This is a genomic window from Xanthomonas sp. D-36-1 (assembly GCF_017746155.1).
GTDB lineage: Bacteria > Pseudomonadota > Gammaproteobacteria > Xanthomonadales > Xanthomonadaceae > Xanthomonas > Xanthomonas cissicola.
Genome location: NZ_JAGHWR010000016.1, coordinates 1 through 18,464 on the forward strand (window position 1 = coordinate 1; position 18,464 = coordinate 18,464).

The window sequence follows — 18,464 nt, forward strand, 5'->3', positions numbered from 1 at the left end:
GCCGGCGATGGGGAGCGTGCGTCTGTGAACCGGGAAATTCCCGCGGAAAGCGCCAGAAATGGCGAAATTCCGAAGTTCCAAAAGCCACTCTTCGGAACGACGCCACCTTCCGCCCTGTCAGGTCTCGTTGTTCAGACCTTCCCTAGAGTCTGTCGTGTACTTTGAGGTGAGTGCGAAGCGTCCTGTGGCGCGCCCAGGCAAGACGTGCGCTGCAGCCCGGGCTGGCCGCCTGGGGCAAGGCGCACAACGTGGTCGGCGCGCCACAGGGCGCTTCCCGGAGGGTTGGCGGTCAGCGGCACGGAGCGCGCGCCGCGCAGCTTGCCTTGGCGCCAGCCAAGCCGGCGCCACGCAGCACCCGCTCCGTGCCGCTGACCGCCAACGCATCTCATCTCAACGTACATAACACGCTCTAACGCGGCGGCTGTGTGCTCGCCCGCCAGGCATCCAGAAACTGGCGGCGTTTGAGCTTGTCCAGGTACACCAGCAGGCCGGGGCCGAGCGGGATCGGGCGGAATGGTGGCTGCGCCGAACCGCCGCGGCCGCCGGCGGCCGGCAGGATCGGCATCAGCCGCGCCTCGCGCGACAGCACCTGCTGGCCGCGTGGCGAGAGCAGATAGTCGAGAAACCGGCGCGCCTCCGGTGCATGCGGCGCCGTCTTGGGGATCACTGCCGTGCGCAACGCCACCAGCGTGTAGTCCTGCGGCTGCACGATGCCCAGCGGTGCCCCCGCATCGATGCGGGCCTGTGCGTAGGAGCCAAGCACATTGTAGGCCAGCAACAGTTCGCCACGGCTGACGCGGTCGAGCAAGCTGCCGGTGCGCTCTTCCAACACCACCCGGTTGGCCCCCAGCGCCGCGAGCAGCGCACCGGCGATACTGCCCACCTGGCCGTCCTGGGTCGCGAACAGATACCCCACGCCGCTACGTTCGACATCGTAGGTGCCGACCTTGCCGCGCAGCGGTGCATCGGGCGCGCGCAACAAGGCCAGCAATTGCCGGCGCGTGCGCGGCACGCGGGCGGCATCGAGCTTGCGCGTGTTGTAGACGATGGCCACCGGCTCGTAGCTGATGCCGAACACTTCATGGCGCCACTGCGCCCATGCCGGCAAGGCTTCGGTCTGTGCGGAGCGATGCGTCAACGCGTGGCCGTCGTTCACCAGCTTGGTCTGCAGATCCATGCTGGCGCTGATCAGCATGTCTGCAGCAGGTGCGCCATAGCCTGGGTGCAAATAACGGTCATAAATGTCCCAGGCGATCACGTCTTCGTAGATCACCTCAGTGCCCGGATGCAACCGTTGGTAGTCCCGGATGACTGCACCGAACACTTCCAGGTCGGTGGAGCCCTGCACGCGCAGCTGCACACGCACCGGGCCCTGTGCAGGAAAGCGCCGCACATCGCCTGGCGCCGCGCAGGCGATGCCATGGACCAGCAGCAACACCAGCATCCACATCGGCCGCATCACGCGCCTCCTCCAGGAAAATGCAGCGAGGCGATCAAGCCGCCACCGATGCGGTTGGCCAGATCAATGCGCCCGCCATGCGCTTCCACCACGCGCTTGACGATGGCCAATCCCAGCCCGGCGCCGCCGGCCGGCGCATCCACCCCGCGTACGAAACGCTCGAATACACGCTCGGCTTCGGCGGCCGGAATGCCAGGGCCATGATCGGCAATGGTCAGTACGTGGTGGTTGCCGTCGCTGGTGAGCACCACCTGCAGCGGGGCACCGGCACCGTATTTGCAGGCGTTGTCGATCAGGTTTTTCAGCGCCTCGCGTAGCAGCAAGGCATCGCCACGCAGCAGCGCCGGTTGCGGGTCGACTGCCAGCTGCACGCGCGGTGCGCCTGGGCTGCGCGGCAACGCTTCGTGCAAGGCCTGATGCAACACCTCGGCCAGATCCACGGTGGCAAAGCGCTGCAGGTTGGCACGATGGATCACGCTGGCATCGCTGAGCAACTGATTGAGCAACCGGCTCATGTGGCTGGCGTTGCGCTCGATCGCCACCAGGCTGCGTTGCATCTCGCGCGGGTCGTCGTCGTCCATCGCCAGCTGCGCTTGCGCGCGCAAGGCCGCCAGCGGCGTGCGCATCTGGTGCGCGGCCTCGGCCATGAAGGCGCGCAGGGTTTCGTTGCTGGACGAAAGCCGCGCCATGAACCGGTTGAGCGCGGTCACCATCAACTGCATTTCCTGCGGCGCCGGCACGTTCAGCGGCTTGAGGTCGGAGGGCTCGCGCCGCGACAGATCGCCCTCGATGCGCTGCAGCGGCCGCAACGCGCGGTAGACACCCAGCCACACCAGGCCCAGCGCCAGCAGCGACAGCACACCGATCGCGACCAGGGCGTTGAGCACCACATCGCGCGCCACCGCATCGCGTGCGCGCCGGGTCTGGCCCACCTGCACGCGCACCTCGCCCTGCCCCGACGCCGACGCCACCCGATGCATCACCACCGCAAAGCGCACCGGCTCGCCGCTGTACTGCGCATCGAACAACAGCGGCCGCTCGTCGCGCGGCGCACGCGGCGGCAGCGGCAGCGTGTCTTCGCCGGTGATGGTGCGGCCCTGCGCATCGAACACGCGATAGAACACGCGGTCTTCCGGCGCCATGCCGAGCAGATCCAGCGAGGCGTACGGCAGATCCACCTGCCAGTCGCCGCCGACCAACGCCACGCTGTCGATGATCGACAGGGCCGAGGACACCAGCAGGTGATCGTAGGACCGATTGGCCGCACGCTGGCCGTAATCGCGTGCGGCAAAGAACAGCACCACCGCACCCAGCAGCGACAGGCTGCCCAGATACAGCAGCAAGGTGCGCCGGATGGACGGTGCCACCGTCAGCGGCTCAGCCATCGACGCCCGGCTCCATCGGCGCGTGCGGGTCGGCTTCTTCGAGTTTGTAACCGGCACCGCGCACGGTGACGATACGCAACGGCGCGGCGGCCAGCTTGCGCCGCAGCCGGCCGACATACAGCTCGATCGCGTTGGGCCCGGCGTCATCGTCGAAGCCGAACAGGCCGTTGCCGATCTCGTCCTTGCCAACCACCTGCCCGAGCCGTCCGATCAGGATTTCGAACAGGCGATATTCGCGATTGGGCAACTCGATCGGCACGCCATCCAGCAACAGCGTGTGCGCGGCATTGTCGAAGACGAATCCACCGATCTGCACCACCTCGCTGGCCTGGCCCCGATTACGCCGCAGCAACACGCGGCAACGCGCTTCGAACTCGCGGAAGTCGAACGGCTTGCCCAGGTAATCGTCCGCACCGACATCCAACGCCTGCACGCGGTCTTCGATGCCATCGCGCGCGGTCAGCATCAGCACCGGCGTGGTATCGCCCCGCTCGCGCATGCCGGCCAGCACCCGCAGTCCATCGAGTTTGGGCAAACCGATATCCAGCACCACCAGATCGAAGCTCTGATACCGCAACACACTCGCCGCCGCCAACCCATCGGCCTGCCAATCCACCGCATGCCCGCTACGGCGCATGCGCCGCACGATGGCATCGGCGAGGTCGGCATTGTCTTCGACTAGCAGAAGGCGCATGGGGCGGGGATTCGTGAATAGGGAATGGGGAATTGCAACGGCGCTGGGCCGCGGCCGGAAGGTAACAGGCCCAGAGAACAAAAGCTTCTACACCTCGGCAATTCCGCTGCCGCGATTTCGCTGTTGCGATTCCCCATTCCCGATTCCCCATTCCCACGCACTGACAGGTCCATGACAGCTTCGCCGGACTAGGCTGCTGCCCACGCGCCGCGGCGGTTGTGCGGTGCATCGCTGAACGTGATTCACACATGTACCTGGGAGGGTCTGTGAGCAACGACACTTTGCGTTTGCGTGCCTTCGGCGCCTGCGCGGCGATCTGCCTGGCACCGGCGGCACATGCAGCCGACGAGGCCGGCCCGGTCACTGCCGAACTGGGCGGACGCGTGCATTGGGACTTCACCGTGTTCGACAACGACGACCGTGGTGCACGCGAGCACAACGACACCCAGTTCCGCCGCGTGTGGCTGGATGTATCCGGCAAGTTCTACGGGTTCAATTACAAGGCCGAGGCAGATTTCGCCGGCCTGCAATACGAGGCAGGCAGCCGCGGCATCCTGGCGCGCGATGTCTATATCGCCAAGAAGTTTTCGGCCGGTACGTTGACCGTCGGCCAGTTCAAGCAGTACTTCTCGCTCGATGATCGCACCGGCTCCAACTACGGCCCGTTCCTGGAACGCGGCTATGCCTCGACCACGCTGGCGCCGATCTACCGCAAGGCCATTTCCTGGCAGACCAATCGCCCGGATGCGACTTGGTCCACGTCTGCCTACAGCCTGGAAAGCATCGATAATTCTTCGACCAAGGGCGGTGCGCTCGGCACGCGCCTGACCTACGCGCCGGAGATGGGCCAGGCACGCCTGCGCCACCTGGGTATCTCGCTGGCGCACGAGCGCTATTCGCATCCGGGCAGTGGTGGCGCTTCATCGCTGTTGATCCGCCCACGTCCGGAAAACGATCTGGCCAACAATAGCCGCATCACCCTGGCACGCTTTGCCGATGGGCGCGATACCGATTTCGATAAATGGTCGCTGGAATATGCCGAAGTGCTCGGGCCATGGTCGTGGCAGAGCGAATTCAGTGGCGGTCTGCTCGACGATGGCGCGCAGCACGCCGAGGTGTTGGCCAGCTATGGGCTGGTCAGCTGGTTCGTCACCGGCGAATCGCGCGGGTACGACCGCAAGACCGGCCGCTTCAGCCGCATCGCCACGCCCAACCGCCCCTCCGGTGCGTTCGAGCTGGCATTGCGCTACGACTACATGCGTGGCGACCAGCATCTGGACGGGCAGCCGGACTTCATCAACGCCAGCACGCAATCGTGGACGCTGGGCGGCAACTGGTATTTCAAGCCGAACCTGCGCGTGATGCTCAACGTGATCGATAGCCGCAACCGCAACCGCATCGCCAACGCAGTGGTCGACCGCACGCTGGCGGTGACCGGCCGCTTTCAGTACGACTTCTGATGCGCAACTGCATCGTGTCGGCAATCGGAAAGACCCACATGCGCACGCTGTTCGCGCATATCTGCGCAACGCGCCGCTACGTCGGTACGCCCGCGCGCAACGCCGCGCTTGCGTTACCCCGCGTGCGTCCAGCAGCAACCGCGCACCTGCATGGTCAGCGCTGCGCACCTTGCGCAACGCTGAGCTCCACTCTCCCCCTGTTGTACGCCTCAAAGGATTCGCCCGCATGCTGACCGCGCTCGGTTTCGGAATGGTGATCACCTTCATGTACCTGATCATGAGCAAGCGGCTATCGCCGTTGGTGGCTCTGATCACGGTACCGATCGTGTTCGCGTTGCTGGGCGGCTTCGGCACTGGCATCAACGAGATGATGCTCGAAGGCATCAAGAAGATCGCGCCCACCGGCGTGATGCTGATGTTCGCCATCCTGTACTTCGGGGTGATGATCGATGCCGGGCTGTTCGACCCGCTGGTCGGCCGCATCCTGCGCCTGGTCAAGGGCGACCCGCTGAAGATCGTGATGGGCACGGCGATCCTGGCGATGCTGATCTCGCTCGACGGCGACGGCTCCACCACCTACATGATCACCGTCTCGGCCATGTTGCCGCTGTACCAGCGCCTGGGCATGAACGCGCTCAACCTCACCTGCGTCACCATCCTTGCCAGCGGCGTGATGAACCTGACGCCGTGGGGCGGCCCCACTGCGCGTGCGGCCACCGCACTGCATGTGGAACCGGGCGATGTGTTCGTGCCGCTGGTGCCGGCCATGCTGCTGGCGATCGCCGGCATCCTTGCACTGGCATGGTATCTGGGCATGCGCGAACGTCGCCGCCTGGGCGTGGTGCGTCTGCCGGCGGACGGCAACTGGCTGGACACCAGCATCCCCGAAGACAACGACGCCCTGCCGCGCGTGGAAGACACCGAGGACATGAAGCGGCCCAAGCTGCTGTGGGTGAATCTGCTGTTGACGTTGGTCTTGATGGGCGCGCTGGTGAAGGGCGTGCTGCCGATGCCGGTGCTGTTCATGATCGGCTTCGCGCTGGCGCTGATGATCAACTACCCCAATCTGGCCGAGCAGCGCCGCCGCCTGGTCAACCACGCCGGCAACGTGCTGTCGGTGGTGTCGCTGATTTTCGCTGCCGGCATCTTCACCGGCATCCTGTCCAACACCGGCATGGTCGAAGCGATGTCGCGCAATTTTCTGGCCGTCATTCCCGACAGCTGGGGTCCGTACCTGGCGGTGATCACCGCCATCGTCAGCATGCCGTTTACGTTCTTCATGTCCAACGACGCGTTCTATTTCGGCGTGCTGCCGATCCTGTCCGAAGCCGCAGGCCATTACGGCATCACCCCGGTGGAAATGGCCCGCGCTTCGCTCGCCGGCCAGCCGGTGCACCTGCTCAGCCCCCTGGTGCCATCGACCTACCTTTTGGTCGGGTTGGCCAAGGTCGACTTCGCCGACCATCAACGCTTCACGCTCAAGTGGGCGGTGCTGATTTCGCTGTTGATGCTGGGCGGCGGGTTGTTGTTTGGCCTGTTCCCTTTGGCGCGCTAGCCGCGCGCCGGAATTCGGCATTCGGGATTGGGGATTCGCAAAACGCGAACGCCAATGACCGCTGTGGCGAATCCCCTCATTCCCGATCCCGAATCCCAACTCCCAACTCCGAAGGAGTTACACAATGACTCTCCGCATCGCATACGTCACCAGTGGCATGGGTAGTGTCGGTACCGCGATCTGCCAGAGGCTGGCGCGCAGCGGGCATACCGTGGTTGCCGGTTGCGGGCCTAATTCGCCACGCAAGGCGTCGTGGTTGCGCGAGCAGCGCGAGTTGGGCTTCGATTTCGTGGCATCCGAAGGCAATGCCGCCGATTGGGAGTCCACCGTGGCTGCGTTCGCCAAAGTCAAGGCCGAAGTCGGCGAGATCGATGTGCTGGTCAACAATGCCGGCGGCAGCCGCGACACCTTGTTCCGGCAGATGACGCGCGACGACTGGAATGCGGTGATCGCCAGCAACCTGCATTCGCTGTTCAACATCACCAAGCAGGTGGTCGACGGCATGACGTCGCGCGGCTGGGGGCGCATCGTCAACATCGGCTCGGTCAGTGCACACAAGGGCCAGATCGGGCAGATCAATTTCGCCACCGCCAAGGCGGCAATGCATGGCTTCAGTCGCGCGTTGGCGCAAGAGGTCGCCTCGCGCGGGGTCACCGTCAACACCATCTCTCCCGGCTATATCGCCAGCGCCTCGATCAGCAGCTTTCCACCGGATGTGCTCGATCGCCTGGCCACCTCGGTGCCGGTGCGCCGGCTCGGCAAACCGGCCGAAGTTGCCGGACTGTGCGCCTGGCTCGCCTCCGATGAGGCCGCCTATGTCACCGGTGCCGATTACGCGGTGAATGGCGGGCTCTACATGGGCTGAGCAGCGCACACCCGACGGCCGTTGCGCTGTACGCACAACACGCTCTCGCCGCGCACCTGTGCATGTCCCGCTGCCCGCCCGCCCCGCATGTCCGGCGCCCGATCTGCGGGAGCGCCCACAAGGCCAGCAGATCCGTGCGCGTGTGCGCCCCGCCAGCGTGCACAAGCAGCCGCCACCGTGCGGACAACCCGCCTCTAGTGCGAACTGATTACACTCTGGCTTTTCCGCAGCGCGCTGCCATGGCCAAACCTTCAGACCGCACAACGCTCACTGCCCGTCCGCAGATGGCCGACATCGCGCGCATGGCGGGCGTGTCCGAATCCACTGTGTCGCGTGCCCTGGCCGGCAGCCCGGTCGTGGCCGAACGCACCCGCGCCTATATCAAGCAGATTGCGGCCGATGCCGGCTATCAGGTCGACCCGGTGGCACGCAGCCTGCGCGCCAAACGCTCCAACACCGTGAGCGTGGCAGTGCCGATGATGCATGCGCTGGATCAGCCGCTCTCGGACCCGTTCTTGATGACCATGCTGGCGCTGCTGGCCGAAGAGCTCACCGGACGCGGTTACAGCATGCTGCTGTCCAAACTGGACCGGCATCAGGATGGCTGGGTGGAACAACTTGCGCGCGGCAGCCGCTCCGACGGCGTCATCGTGCTGGGGCAAAGTTCCGAACACGCCGCGCTGGATGCAGCCGCACGCGACGGCCTGCCGATGGCGGTATGGGGCAGCCGCATCGATGGGCAGTCGTACATCAGCGTGGGCAGCGACAATTTCCAGGGCGGCGTGCTGGCCACCGAACATCTCATCGCCAGCGGCCGCCAACGCATCGCCTTTTTGGGCGATGACCAATTACCAGAGGTGGCGCCGCGATTTGCCGGCTATCGCCACGCGCTGGAACGGCACGGGCTGGAATTCGATACGCGGCTGCACGCGCGCAGCCATTTCGTCAGCGAAGATGCTTACCGCCTCACCCGCGCGATGCTCAAGAAAGCCGACCCACCCGATGGCTTGTTCGCCGCTTCCGATGTGATCGCCGTGGGTGCAATCCGCGCCCTGGTCGAGGCCGGCCACCGCGTGCCGCAGGACATCTCGCTGGTGGGCTTCGACGATATCCCGCTGGCTGCCTACAGCCAACCGCCGTTGACCACCGTGCAGCAGGATCTGGGCCTGGCAGCGCGGCTGTTGGTCGATCGGCTGCTGGCATTGATTGCAGGCGAGCAAGTGCAATCGGTTGAAATGCCGGTAAAGCTGGTGGTGCGCGAGTCGGCGTGAGGCCGGGAATCGGGAATCGGGAATCGGGAATCGGGAATCGGGAATCGCAAGAGCCTGCACAGCCGCAAGCCGGGCGCAACTGCGGCGTGGTCGCCACGGCATTGAAAGGCGGCCGTTATGCAGCGACGCAGGCGGGGTGACTACGCCTGCACCGCCTTCGGCTTGCGCAAGCGCACGCACAGCATCGCCGCTGCCGCTGCCAGCATCAGCGCGCCGGCCAGGCGGACCACGTTGCGCGGGTCGCCGTGCAGCACATGCTCGTAATACAGCGGCAAGGTGACGATCTGGATCAGCATCGGCAGCACGATGAACAGGTTGAACAGGCCCATGTACACGCCGGTGCGCTCGGGCGGAATGCTATCGGCCAGCATCAGGTACGGGTTGCCCATCATGCTGGCCCAAGCCAGGCCAATGCCGATCATCGGCAGCAACATCAGCCAGCGATTTTCGATGCCAGGCAGCAGCCACATGCCGATACCGGCGGCGACCAGGCAGGCCGCATGCGTGTACTTGGGACCGAAGCGACGCACCACCGGCACCATCGCAAACGCCGCCACAAACGCGACGAAATTGTAGAACCCGCCGATCTGCCCATTGACCAGACCGGCCTCGCGGAAACCATGCGAGGTGGGGTCGGTGGTGCCGAACAATGTGGTCGACAGCGACAGCACGATGTATTGCCAGTAGCAAAAGATCGCGTACCACTGAAACAGCATGACCGGTGCCAACTGGCGCATGGTGGGCGGCATCTCGCGCAGCGCGGTGCCGATTTCGCGCACGGTCGCCCCCAGCCCGGCGCCGCTCTGGCGGATGCGTGCGATCTCTGCCGGCGCGATCGCCGGTTCGCGCACGCTGCGTGCCGTGAGCAGGATCGAGCCCGCTGAAAAGCCCGCGCCGATCACGAACGCAGCGATGGTGACGTAGGGGATGTGGTGTGCGTTGGCAGCGTCCTGGTTCATGCCCATCCACACCAGCAACGGCGGCGTGAGGTAGGCCAGCGTCTGCGCAAGGCCGGTAAATGCGCTCTGGGTGAGATACCCCAGCGGTCGCTGGGGCGGCGCCAGTACGTCGCTCACCAGCGCACGGTAAGGCTCCATTGCCACGTTGTTTGCCGCATCCAGCACCCACAGCAGGCACACCGCCATCCACAGCGCGGTACTGAACGGCATCGCCAGCAGGCACAGGCTGCACACCAACGCCCCCAGCACCATGTACGGCATGCGCCGGCCCCACCGCGTCACCGAGCGGTCGCTCCAGGCCCCGACGAACGGCTGCAGCACCAGGCCGGTGATCGGCCCGGCCAGCCACAGGTATGGCAGGTTGGCGTGGTCGGCGCCCAGGTAGTTGTAGATCGGACTCATGTTGCTCTGCTGCAGCCCGAAGCTGTATTGCACGCCAAAAAAACCGGCGTTGAGCGCCAGGATGCGCGCGAAGGAGAGCGGAGGAACGGTCGACGACATGCAAAGCCCTGGGCATCGGTGCGGCTCCCGGTGGCCGCAGCGCACTGTACCCTGCCGTCTTTGCAATCGATTGTAACGCTGCGTCGCAACACATTATCCGTCTGGAATAAATCAGATCTATTTCGATGTTTATGCTGCGCCGCAAGATTGCAATCGATTGTATTGCGGCGTATTACTGCGCTCGCACTGCAGGCCACATGGCCGCTCCCTGGGAGGGGACGATGCAGGCGTTGGCACACCACCATCTGTGAGAGAGAGAATCGCAATGTCCACCTTGCACACCATGCGCCTGCATGCCCTGGCCTGCGCGGTCGTGTCCTGCCTGTGCGCGCCCGCGGCGCTGGCCCAGGACACCGCCGCGGCTGCACCGGCCACGCCGCCGGCTGCCGACAGCGCCACGGTCAATCTGGATTCGGTGTTCGTCACCGGTACGTCCACCGCCACCACCAAACTCAAATCCAGCGTCTCGGTCAGCACCGTCGGTGCCGAGGCCATCGAACAATCGGCGCCGCGCAGCACCGCAGAAATCTTCCGCAATATCCCCGGCATCCGCTCCGAATCCAGCGGTGGCGAAGGCAATGCCAACATCGCCGTGCGTGGGTTGCCGGTGGCCTCCGGCGGCGCGAAATTCCTGCAGCTGCAGGAAGACGGCCTGCCGGTGATGGAGTTCGGCGATATCGCCTTCGGCAACTCGGACATCTTCCTGCGTTCGGATTTCACCCTGGACCGCATCGAAGCCATCCGCGGCGGTTCGGCGTCCACCTTCACCAGCAACGCGCCCGGCGGCATCATCAACTTCATCAGCAAGACCGGCGACACCGCAGGCGGCAGCGTCGGCGTCAGCCGCGGCCTGGACTACGACAACACCCGCATCGATTTCAATTACGGCGCACCGTTCGCAGAGCAGTGGCAGTTCAACATCGGCGGCTTCTTCCGCCAGGGCGATGGCGTGCGCGATGCCGGTTACACCACCGACAAGGGCGGCCAACTCAAGGCCAACCTCACCCGCCTGTTCGACAATGGCTATGTGCGCGCGTATGGCAAATACCTCAACGACCGCGCCGCCGGCTACCTGCCGGTGCCCACCTCGGTGCGCGGCCGCGATGGCTCGCCAGACCTGGGCGGCTTTCCCGGTTTCGATCTCGGCAACGACACCTTGTACAGCCGCAATTTCCGAACCGACGTGGGCCTGGACGGCAACAACCAGCCGCGCCGCACCGATCTGGGCGACGGCATGCACCCCATCTCGCGCACCATCGGTGCCGAGGCCTGGTTCGACCTGGGCAACGGCTGGAACCTGAGCGAGAAGTTCCGCGTCGCCGACAACAGCGGCCGCTTCGTCAGCCCGTTCCCGGCCGAAGTCACCGACGCCGCGTCGCTGGCCGCGTCCATCGGCGGTGCCGATGCGCAGCTGGTGCAGGCCAGCGGCCCCGACGCCGGCCAGACCTATACCGGCAATGCGATCCGCACGCACCTATTTAACGTAGCCATCAACGACCTGGGCAACGTCACCAACGACCTCAGCGTCTCGCGCGAGTTCGGCGGCGACGGGCGGACGCTGAACCTGCGCATGGGCTATTACAGCTCGCGCCAGACCATCGACATGGACTGGACCTGGAATTCCTACGTGCAGAGCCTGGGCCGCAATTCGCGCTTGCTCAACGTGGTGGACGCGGCCGGCGTCTCACGCTCGCAGAACGGCCTGTACGCCTATGGCACACCATTCTGGGGCGACTGCTGCGTCACCCGCAGCTACGATGTGCGTTACGACGTCAACGCGCCCTACGTTGCGCTGACCTTCGACAGCGGCAAGTTCAGCATCGACGGCAGCCTGCGCTACGACATGGGCGATGCGCGCGGCAGCTACAACGGCACCGCCATCGCACAGAACCTGGACGTCAACGGCGATGGCGTGATCCAACCGGTGGAACAGCGCGTGGCCACGGTCGACACCGCCAATTCGCGGCCGGTGGACTACGATTGGAATTACCTGTCGTACTCGCTGGGCGGCAACTATCTGATCACCGACGACCTGGGCGCGTTTGCGCGCATCAGCCGCGGCGCACGCGCCAACGCAGACCGTTTGTTGTTCGGCGTGGTGCGCGACGACGGTTCGGTATCTTCCGAGGAAGGCGTCAATGTGGTGCGCCAGGCCGAAGCGGGCCTGAAGTGGCGCCGCGACGGGCTGAGCCTGTTCGCCACCGCGTTCTCTGCGCGTACCCAGGAGCAGAACTTCGAAATCACCAGCCAGCGTTTCTTCAATCGCAGCTATGAAGCGCACGGCGTGGAACTGGAAGCCAGCTACCGCTATGAAGGGTTTACCCTCAACGGCGGCCTGACCTGGACCGATGCAGAAATCTCGCGCGATCAGATCACCCCGGAAAATGCCGGCAACGTGCCGCGCCGCCAGGCCGATGTGGTGTGGCAGCTCACGCCCAGCTACCGCGGCGACAACTACCAGTTCGGCGTGAACCTGATCGGCACCACCGACGCCTACACGCAAGACGCCAATCAGTTGAAGATGCCCGGCTACACGCAGGTGAACCTGTTCGGCGACTACCGCGTCACCGATGCGCTCACCGTGGCGCTCAACGTCAACAACCTGTTCAACACCTTTGGCCTGACCGAAGCCGAAGAGGCGACCATCCCGGCCAATGGCATCATCCGTGCGCGTTCGATCGCCGGCCGTACCACCAGCATCAGCCTGCGTTACGACTTTTAAGGACCCCGCGCCGGGTTCTGCCCGGCGGCTTCCAATGAGCACCTGCCCGATCGATTCCCCCGCACTGCGCGCGGCTTTTGCCGGGCCGCTGGACCCGCAACACGCCGAGGTGCTGTTGTCGCGCTACGACCAGCACGCGTCGCGTTTGCTGGAGGCCTTGCATGCGCTGTACGGCCAGCGTGCCGACTATGCGTCGTGGTTGGCGCAATGGCTGGGCGAGGTGGGCGACATCGCCCGGCAACGTCCGCAAGCGTTGCAAACGCTCGACAGCACGCGGCACGCTGGCTGGTTCGGCGAACCGCACATGCTCGGCTACAGCGCCTATGCAGACCGCTTTGCCGGCACGCTGCAAGGCGTGGCCGAACACGTGCCGTATCTGCAGGAACTGGGCGTGCGCTACCTGCACCTGCTGCCATTCCTGCAGGCACGCGCCGGCGACAACGACGGCGGCTTTGCGGTCAGCGATTACGGCCAGGTGGAACCCAGCCTGGGCAGCAACGACGACTTGATCGCGCTCACCAGCCGCCTGCGCGAAGCCGACATCAGCCTGTGCGCTGACTTCGTGCTCAATCACACCGCCGACGATCACGCCTGGGCACAGGCGGCCCGCGCCGGCGACGCACGCTATCTCGACTACTACCATCACTTTGCCGACCGCAACCTGCCCGACCGGTACGAAGCCACGCTGGGGCAGGTGTTTCCGCACACCGCGCCCGGCAACTTCACCTGGGTGGACGACACCGCCCAGTGGATGTGGACCACGTTCTACCCGTATCAATGGGATTTGAACTGGAGCAACCCGGCGGTGTTCGGCGACATGGCCCTGGCGATGCTGCGGCTGGCCAATCTGGGCGTGGAAGCATTCCGCCTGGATTCCACGGCCTATCTGTGGAAGCGCATCGGCACCGATTGCATGAACCAACCCGAGGCGCACACCCTGCTGGTGGCACTGCGCGCGGTGACCGATATCGTCGCGCAGGCGGTGGTGATGAAGGCCGAAGCCATCGTGCCGATGACGCAACTGCCACCGTACTTCGGGAGCGGCACGGACCAGGGCCACGAATGCCATCTGGCGTATCACAGCACCTTGATGGCGGCCGGCTGGTCGGCACTGGCGTTGCAACGCGGCGACATCCTGCACCACGTGATCGCGCACAGTCCGCCTTTGCCGCGCCACTGTGCATGGCTGAGCTATGTGCGTTGCCATGACGATATCGGCTGGAATGTGCTGCAGCACGAAGCCTCCGGCAATGCAGCGCAGCCGCCGTTCTCGCTACGCGATGTGGCGCGCTTCTATGCCAACGCGGTGCCGGGCAGTTACGCACGCGGCGAGAGCTTCCAGAGCAGCGGCGACGGCGTGCATGGGACCAATGGCATGGCTGCTGCACTTGCGGGCATTCAGGCCGCGCAGGAGGCAGGCGATGCAGCGGCGTTGGAAGTTGCAGTGGACCGGCTGGTGTTGCTGTATGCCGTTGCGCTTGCCATGCCGGGCGTTCCGTTGATCTACATGGGCGACGAATTGGCGATGGTCAATGACCCCGGCTACCGCGATGACCCGCACCGCCAACATGAAGGCCGTTGGCTGCATCGGCCGGCGATGGATTGGCAGCTTGCCTCCCAGCGTCACGATGCCAAGAGCCTGAGTGGCACCGTGTACCGACGCTTGCGTGGATTGATCCGGCAACGTGCCGCGTTAGGCGCGTTGGCAGCAGATCAAGCACTGGCAAGCATTGCGCTGAATGATCCTCGCTTGTTCGCGCTGGCGCGTGGCGACAGTTTCATCGCCTTGCATAACTTCAGCGACCAGCCGCTCGACGTGGAGCTTGCGGCGATCGGCGTCGATGGATGGACACTGCTGGCCATCGATGACGCGGTTGCTGGCGCCGCTGCAAGGGACGATGTATCGATCGTGCTTCCGGCCTACGGCGTGCGCTGGCTACAGCGTGGGGACTGAACATGCACCCGATAAGCGTGCGCGGTGGTCTGCCGCGCGTTTGGTGAGCAGCACCTTCGTCTGAGCCGGCTGTGCGCTGACCCATTTACTAGCGCAACACGGCCCGCGCGCGGGAGCGCGCGGGCCGTGCATTGAGTCCCGACGGGAACGGGCTCTTCAAGCCCGTCAATGGCCAGGATCAGCGCTTAGCCATTGCGAGCAAGGTCTCTGCGGCCTTCTCGGACGAGGCGGGGTTCTGGCCGGTGACCAGGGTGCCGTCGGTGACCACGTACACGCCCCAGTCGGCGCCCTTCTCGTAGTTGCCGCCGAGTTCGGTCAGCACGTCTTCAACCAGGAACGGCACGATCTTGGCCAGGCCCACGCCTTCTTCTTCGCGATTGGTGAAGCCGGTGACGCGGCGACCATTGACCAGCGGCTTGCCGTCGCTGCCCTTGACCCGACGCAGCGCGCCTGGTGCATGGCACACAAGACCGAGCGGCTTGTCGGCCTTGGCGAACGCTTCGATCAGCGCGATCGAATCGGCGTCCTCGGCCAGATCCCATAGCGGTCCATGGCCGCCCGGGTAGAACAGCACATCGAAGTCATCGGCCTTGACGTCGGCCAGACGGTGCGTGCTTGCCAGGGCCTGTTGCGCCTCGGAATCCTGCTTGAAGCGCTTGGTCGCATCGGTCTGTGCGTCGGGCTCGTCGCTCTTGGGGTCCAGTGGCGGCTGGCCGCCCTTGGGCGAAACCAGGGTGATGTCTGCGCCTGCATCCTTGAACACGTAGTACGGCGCGGCGAATTCTTCCAGCCAAAAACCGGTTTTCTTGCCGGTGTCGCCGAGCTGGTCGTGGGACGTCAGCACCATCAAAACTTTCATCGCGTTGCCTCGTGTCATGGCCCAACTGGGCAAGGAGGCCAGTGTGCAGTTCAGCCCGTTGCAGCCTCGTGTAGAGTCCTTGGCGCCCGCTGCAAATGTTCATAGATGTAGCGATCGCGTCCAACACACCAAGGCGCCCGACAGGCGTGAGCCGCCGGTGCTCGTCGCCGCAGGTGCCTTTCGGACACGCCGGCTCCTGCGCGCCATCAGCGCCCACCCAGCCACTGCTCGCTAGGCGTTGCGAGCCGCTCCAGGGCACCGCAGTGCGCCGCAACGGCCGCATGTGCCTTGCCTCACACATTCATTGCCGGCGGCTGCAGTTGATCCATGCGGATGCGGTTGGCGAACAACGAGAACGCCAGCATGCCAGCCAGTCCGCTGACACGGCTCACCCACGGCGGCAGCCAGCGTGGGGCCAGCAGTACGCCGCTGTCGAACAACGGCGCAAGGCGCGCTACATCGCCCAACGCCATCTTGCCGGCGAACAGGTAACGGCACAGCTGCAGCTGGTCGCGCTGCAACGAATGGCGGAAGAAGGTGTGCACCGCGACCAACCCACGCAGATACACGGTGTCCTTGGTGAAGGCACCGCCGCCACTGGTCGGCACGCCGCGGAACACGCGCTGCGCCGACGAAAAACTTTCTGCAGCGCTCTGCCCGCCTGCGGTGAAATAGCGAAATACCTCGATGAAATCCGCACCCGAGCGTGCCATCGCAATCGCTTCGATGCGCAGGCTGATGCGCTTCATGCGTTCGATATCGATGCTGCCGGTGATCTGCTCGGCAAACGTGGCCAAGCCTTCCTGCGTTGCGGTCGTGCGCGGTGAAGAAATGCCCAGGCTGGGCAGATGCACCTGCGCGCGTCCGTTGAGCGCCGTCAGCGAATGCACCAGCGCTTCGTGATGGAACAGCTGCGCGCGGTCGTAATCGCTGAACGTGGCACCGGTGCGCAAGCGAATGCGATGCGCGCCGGCAGCCGCCTTGGCGAGCAGATCCGGATCGAGCGTGACAGTGATGACGCGCCCCTCGAAAAACCCATCCAGATCGTTCTGCAACTGCATGCGCAACGCCGTCGCCGAGACCGGCACCTGCTCTTCCGGCGCCATCAGCTCGCGATCCAGTTCCTGCGCGATCTGGATGAAATGCTGTGCCGCTTCGCGGGTACTCGGCCCGTTGCCCGGCATCGGGTCTTCCGGCACGCCGAACAATTGCGCCGAGTAATCGCTCACCGCCGTGGTGCCCAACGACTCCAGCAACCCTGCGGCAAGACTCCAGCTATGCGCCGAATCGATGAGGTATTCGCCCAGCGGATGATGCGTGTCGGCATCCCTGGCGATGGCGGCCAGTTCGCGCCGGGTATCGCCGAAATCCAGCGTTGGGTACTCGACCTGCGGCAGTTCCGGCTGCCCGCGCGCCACGCTGTCGAGAAACGGCTCCTGCAGCGAGCGCGGCCAGCTGGCCAAGGCCAGCAGACGCACACCGCGCACGGCCTTGACCAGGCGCGCATCCAGCGCCGCGTGATGGACGATGTCCGGCGGCCCCTTGCGCGAGGGCATCAGCGCCGTCCGGGACGATCGACGCTGGCCGGCCGCTTGCCAGAGCCCTTGCCGCGATTGTTCTGCGCAACACGGGCGGCGAGTTTTTCGGCCGCGCTGGCCACTTCCATGCGCAGCTTCATGTAGTTGGCCACCCGCTCCGGGTCCAGCTCGCCGGCATCGATCGCCGCTTGCACCGCACAGCCCGGCTCGGCGACATGCGCGCAATCGTTGAAGCGGCACTGCGCCGCCAGCGCCTCCACGTCCGAAAAACCGCCTTCGGCCAGATCCTCTTCGCCGGTCGGCTTGAGCTCGCGCATGCCGGGCGTGTCGATCAGGCACGCCCCGGACGGCAACGGAATCAACGCACGGTGCGTGGTGGTATGCCGGCCACGCGAATCGTTCTCGCGCACGGCATTGGTCTTCATCTTCTGCGTGCCGAGCAGCGTATTGGTCAGGGTCGATTTGCCCGCACCGGACGAGCCCACCAGCACCGCGGTGCGGCCATCGCCCAGCCACGGCCGCAACGCGGCCACGCTGTCCGGATCCCTGGCATTGACCGCGTGCAACGGAATATTCTGCGCCTCCAGCTCTTCCAGCACCGCCAACGCGTCTTCGGCGTATTCGATCTGATCGGCCTTGGTCAGCACCACCACCGGCTGCGCACCGCCACCGCCCACCAGCAACAGATATCGCTCGATACGACGCGGATTGAAGTCCGCATCCAGCCCGCACACGATGAACACCGTATCGATATTGGCCGCGATCACCTGCTGGTGGTAATGCTCGCCGGCCGCTCCCCGCTTGATCGAGGTGCGCCGCGGCAGCAGCGCCACGATGCGCTTGCCCTCCATCAACACCCAGTCGCCCACCGCCGCACGCTCATGGCTGGGAAAGCGCGGCCGCTGCCACTCCGGCAACGACTCGGCCTTCAGGCTGGCCTCGGGCGTATCGGCCACCACATAGCCGGTACGGTGCTGCTCCACCACCCGCGCCGGCAGCGCCTGCGGATGCGCGGCGAAGACCGCCTGCCAGGACGCTTCTTCAGGCGGCCCCGGCCAGGGCCAGCCAATGGATTGGAGGGTGGGGTAATCGGGGGATGTGTCGCTCATGGGGCAATTCTAGCTGGCTGGCCACAGCGGCTTGTGCAAGCGTGTTGCTGCCCGGAGCCTGACGCCCCTTGACATCGTTGCCGATGCAAGCATGTCCGCCTGTCATATTTCCGATACCATGCCAAGTCTCACG

At 65.2% G+C, this 18,464-nt stretch carries 13 protein-coding genes and 1 other RNA gene; 7 read left to right on the top strand and 7 right to left on the bottom strand.

Annotated features, from left to right (window positions below):
- Positions 1-409 precede the first annotated feature (409 nt).
- The 3 genes from J7367_RS04900 to J7367_RS04910 are packed head-to-tail and all read right to left on the bottom strand — an operon-like array spanning position 410 to position 3,538.
- Positions 410-1,459 carry an ABC transporter substrate-binding protein gene (locus tag J7367_RS04900; protein WP_007971217.1) on the bottom strand — a complete coding sequence of 350 codons (1,050 nt, stop codon included), beginning with the start codon at positions 1,457-1,459 and terminating at the stop codon, positions 410-412.
- Positions 1,459-2,844, bottom strand: coding sequence for a sensor histidine kinase (locus J7367_RS04905; RefSeq protein ID WP_057663737.1), 1,386 nt, complete (start codon positions 2,842-2,844; stop codon positions 1,459-1,461). The genes J7367_RS04900 and J7367_RS04905 overlap by 1 nt, the downstream gene beginning before the upstream one ends.
- Positions 2,837-3,538 (bottom strand): response regulator transcription factor, encoded by a 702-nt coding sequence (locus tag J7367_RS04910; protein WP_007962611.1) that lies wholly within the window; start codon positions 3,536-3,538, stop codon positions 2,837-2,839. Before J7367_RS04910 ends, J7367_RS04905 begins: the two co-directional genes overlap by 8 nt.
- 266 nt (positions 3,539-3,804) lie before the next feature.
- On the opposite strand from J7367_RS04910, the gene J7367_RS04915 reads away from it, so the two are divergent.
- The 4 genes from J7367_RS04915 (at position 3,805) to J7367_RS04930 (ending at position 8,689) form a co-directional block, all read left to right on the top strand.
- Positions 3,805-4,998, top strand: coding sequence for an OprO/OprP family phosphate-selective porin (locus J7367_RS04915; RefSeq protein ID WP_057663741.1), 1,194 nt, complete (start codon positions 3,805-3,807; stop codon positions 4,996-4,998).
- Positions 4,999-5,224: 226 nt separating this feature from the next.
- A complete protein-coding gene (locus tag J7367_RS04920) occupies positions 5,225-6,553 on the top strand; it encodes a CitMHS family transporter (RefSeq protein WP_057663744.1) in 1,329 nt (442 codons plus the stop codon).
- A gap of 124 nt (positions 6,554-6,677) precedes the next feature.
- On the top strand, positions 6,678-7,418 hold the full coding sequence (gene phbB / locus J7367_RS04925) for an acetoacetyl-CoA reductase (RefSeq protein ID WP_007962607.1): 741 nt from the start codon (positions 6,678-6,680) through the stop codon (positions 7,416-7,418).
- A 239-nt stretch (positions 7,419-7,657) separates the two neighbouring features.
- A complete protein-coding gene (locus J7367_RS04930; protein ID WP_007963280.1) occupies positions 7,658-8,689 on the top strand; it encodes a LacI family DNA-binding transcriptional regulator in 1,032 nt (343 codons plus the stop codon).
- 140 nt (positions 8,690-8,829) lie between these two features.
- On the opposite strand, the gene J7367_RS04935 is transcribed toward J7367_RS04930, so the two are convergent.
- On the bottom strand, positions 8,830-10,149 hold the full coding sequence (locus tag J7367_RS04935) for an MFS transporter (RefSeq protein ID WP_057663747.1): 1,320 nt from the start codon (positions 10,147-10,149) through the stop codon (positions 8,830-8,832).
- 265 nt (positions 10,150-10,414) lie between these two features.
- Between J7367_RS04935 and J7367_RS04940 the strand changes: the two genes are divergently transcribed.
- Positions 10,415-12,871, top strand: coding sequence for a TonB-dependent receptor (locus J7367_RS04940; protein WP_057663752.1), 2,457 nt, complete (start codon positions 10,415-10,417; stop codon positions 12,869-12,871).
- A 34-nt stretch (positions 12,872-12,905) separates the two neighbouring features.
- Entirely contained in the window at positions 12,906-14,825 is a 1,920-nt protein-coding gene (locus J7367_RS04945; RefSeq protein ID WP_057663755.1) for an alpha-amylase family protein, read from the top strand.
- A 178-nt stretch (positions 14,826-15,003) separates the two neighbouring features.
- Here J7367_RS04945 and J7367_RS04950 read toward each other — a convergent pair whose 3' ends face one another.
- Positions 15,004-15,684, bottom strand: coding sequence for a type 1 glutamine amidotransferase domain-containing protein (locus J7367_RS04950; protein WP_007963298.1), 681 nt, complete (start codon positions 15,682-15,684; stop codon positions 15,004-15,006).
- Between the two features lie 171 nt (positions 15,685-15,855).
- Here J7367_RS04950 and J7367_RS04955 point away from each other — a divergent pair.
- A non-coding RNA gene (locus J7367_RS04955) (sX9 sRNA) lies at positions 15,856-15,931 on the top strand.
- A gap of 46 nt (positions 15,932-15,977) precedes the next feature.
- On the opposite strand, the gene J7367_RS04960 is transcribed toward J7367_RS04955, so the two are convergent.
- Both J7367_RS04960 and rsgA read right to left on the bottom strand, forming a co-directional pair.
- Positions 15,978-17,240, bottom strand: a complete 1,263-nt coding sequence (locus J7367_RS04960; RefSeq protein ID WP_057663759.1) for a flavohemoglobin expression-modulating QEGLA motif protein — start codon at positions 17,238-17,240, stop codon at positions 15,978-15,980.
- Positions 17,240-18,331 carry a ribosome small subunit-dependent GTPase A gene (gene rsgA / locus J7367_RS04965; protein WP_057663762.1) on the bottom strand — a complete coding sequence of 364 codons (1,092 nt, stop codon included), beginning with the start codon at positions 18,329-18,331 and terminating at the stop codon, positions 17,240-17,242. The genes J7367_RS04960 and rsgA overlap by 1 nt, the downstream gene beginning before the upstream one ends.
- Positions 18,332-18,464: the final 133 nt, after the last annotated feature.

Excerpts from the sequence above, each read along its gene's own strand:
- J7367_RS04950 (WP_007963298.1), bottom strand. The coding sequence starts at position 15,684 with ATGAAAGTTTTGATGGTGCTGACGTCCCACGACCAGCTCGGCGACACC.
- rsgA (WP_057663762.1), bottom strand. The coding sequence starts at position 18,331 with ATGAGCGACACATCCCCCGATTACCCCACCCTCCAATCCATTGGCTGG.
- J7367_RS04960 (WP_057663759.1), bottom strand. The coding sequence starts at position 17,240 with ATGCCCTCGCGCAAGGGGCCGCCGGACATCGTCCATCACGCGGCGCTG.
- J7367_RS04905 (WP_057663737.1), bottom strand. The coding sequence starts at position 2,844 with ATGGCTGAGCCGCTGACGGTGGCACCGTCCATCCGGCGCACCTTGCTG.
- phbB (WP_007962607.1), top strand. The coding sequence starts at position 6,678 with ATGACTCTCCGCATCGCATACGTCACCAGTGGCATGGGTAGTGTCGGT.
- J7367_RS04920 (WP_057663744.1), top strand. The coding sequence starts at position 5,225 with ATGCTGACCGCGCTCGGTTTCGGAATGGTGATCACCTTCATGTACCTG.
- J7367_RS04945 (WP_057663755.1), top strand. The coding sequence starts at position 12,906 with ATGAGCACCTGCCCGATCGATTCCCCCGCACTGCGCGCGGCTTTTGCC.
- J7367_RS04940 (WP_057663752.1), top strand. The coding sequence starts at position 10,415 with ATGTCCACCTTGCACACCATGCGCCTGCATGCCCTGGCCTGCGCGGTC.
- J7367_RS04935 (WP_057663747.1), bottom strand. The coding sequence starts at position 10,149 with ATGTCGTCGACCGTTCCTCCGCTCTCCTTCGCGCGCATCCTGGCGCTC.
- J7367_RS04910 (WP_007962611.1), bottom strand. The coding sequence starts at position 3,538 with ATGCGCCTTCTGCTAGTCGAAGACAATGCCGACCTCGCCGATGCCATC.
- J7367_RS04900 (WP_007971217.1), bottom strand. The coding sequence starts at position 1,459 with ATGCGGCCGATGTGGATGCTGGTGTTGCTGCTGGTCCATGGCATCGCC.
- J7367_RS04930 (WP_007963280.1), top strand. The coding sequence starts at position 7,658 with ATGGCCAAACCTTCAGACCGCACAACGCTCACTGCCCGTCCGCAGATG.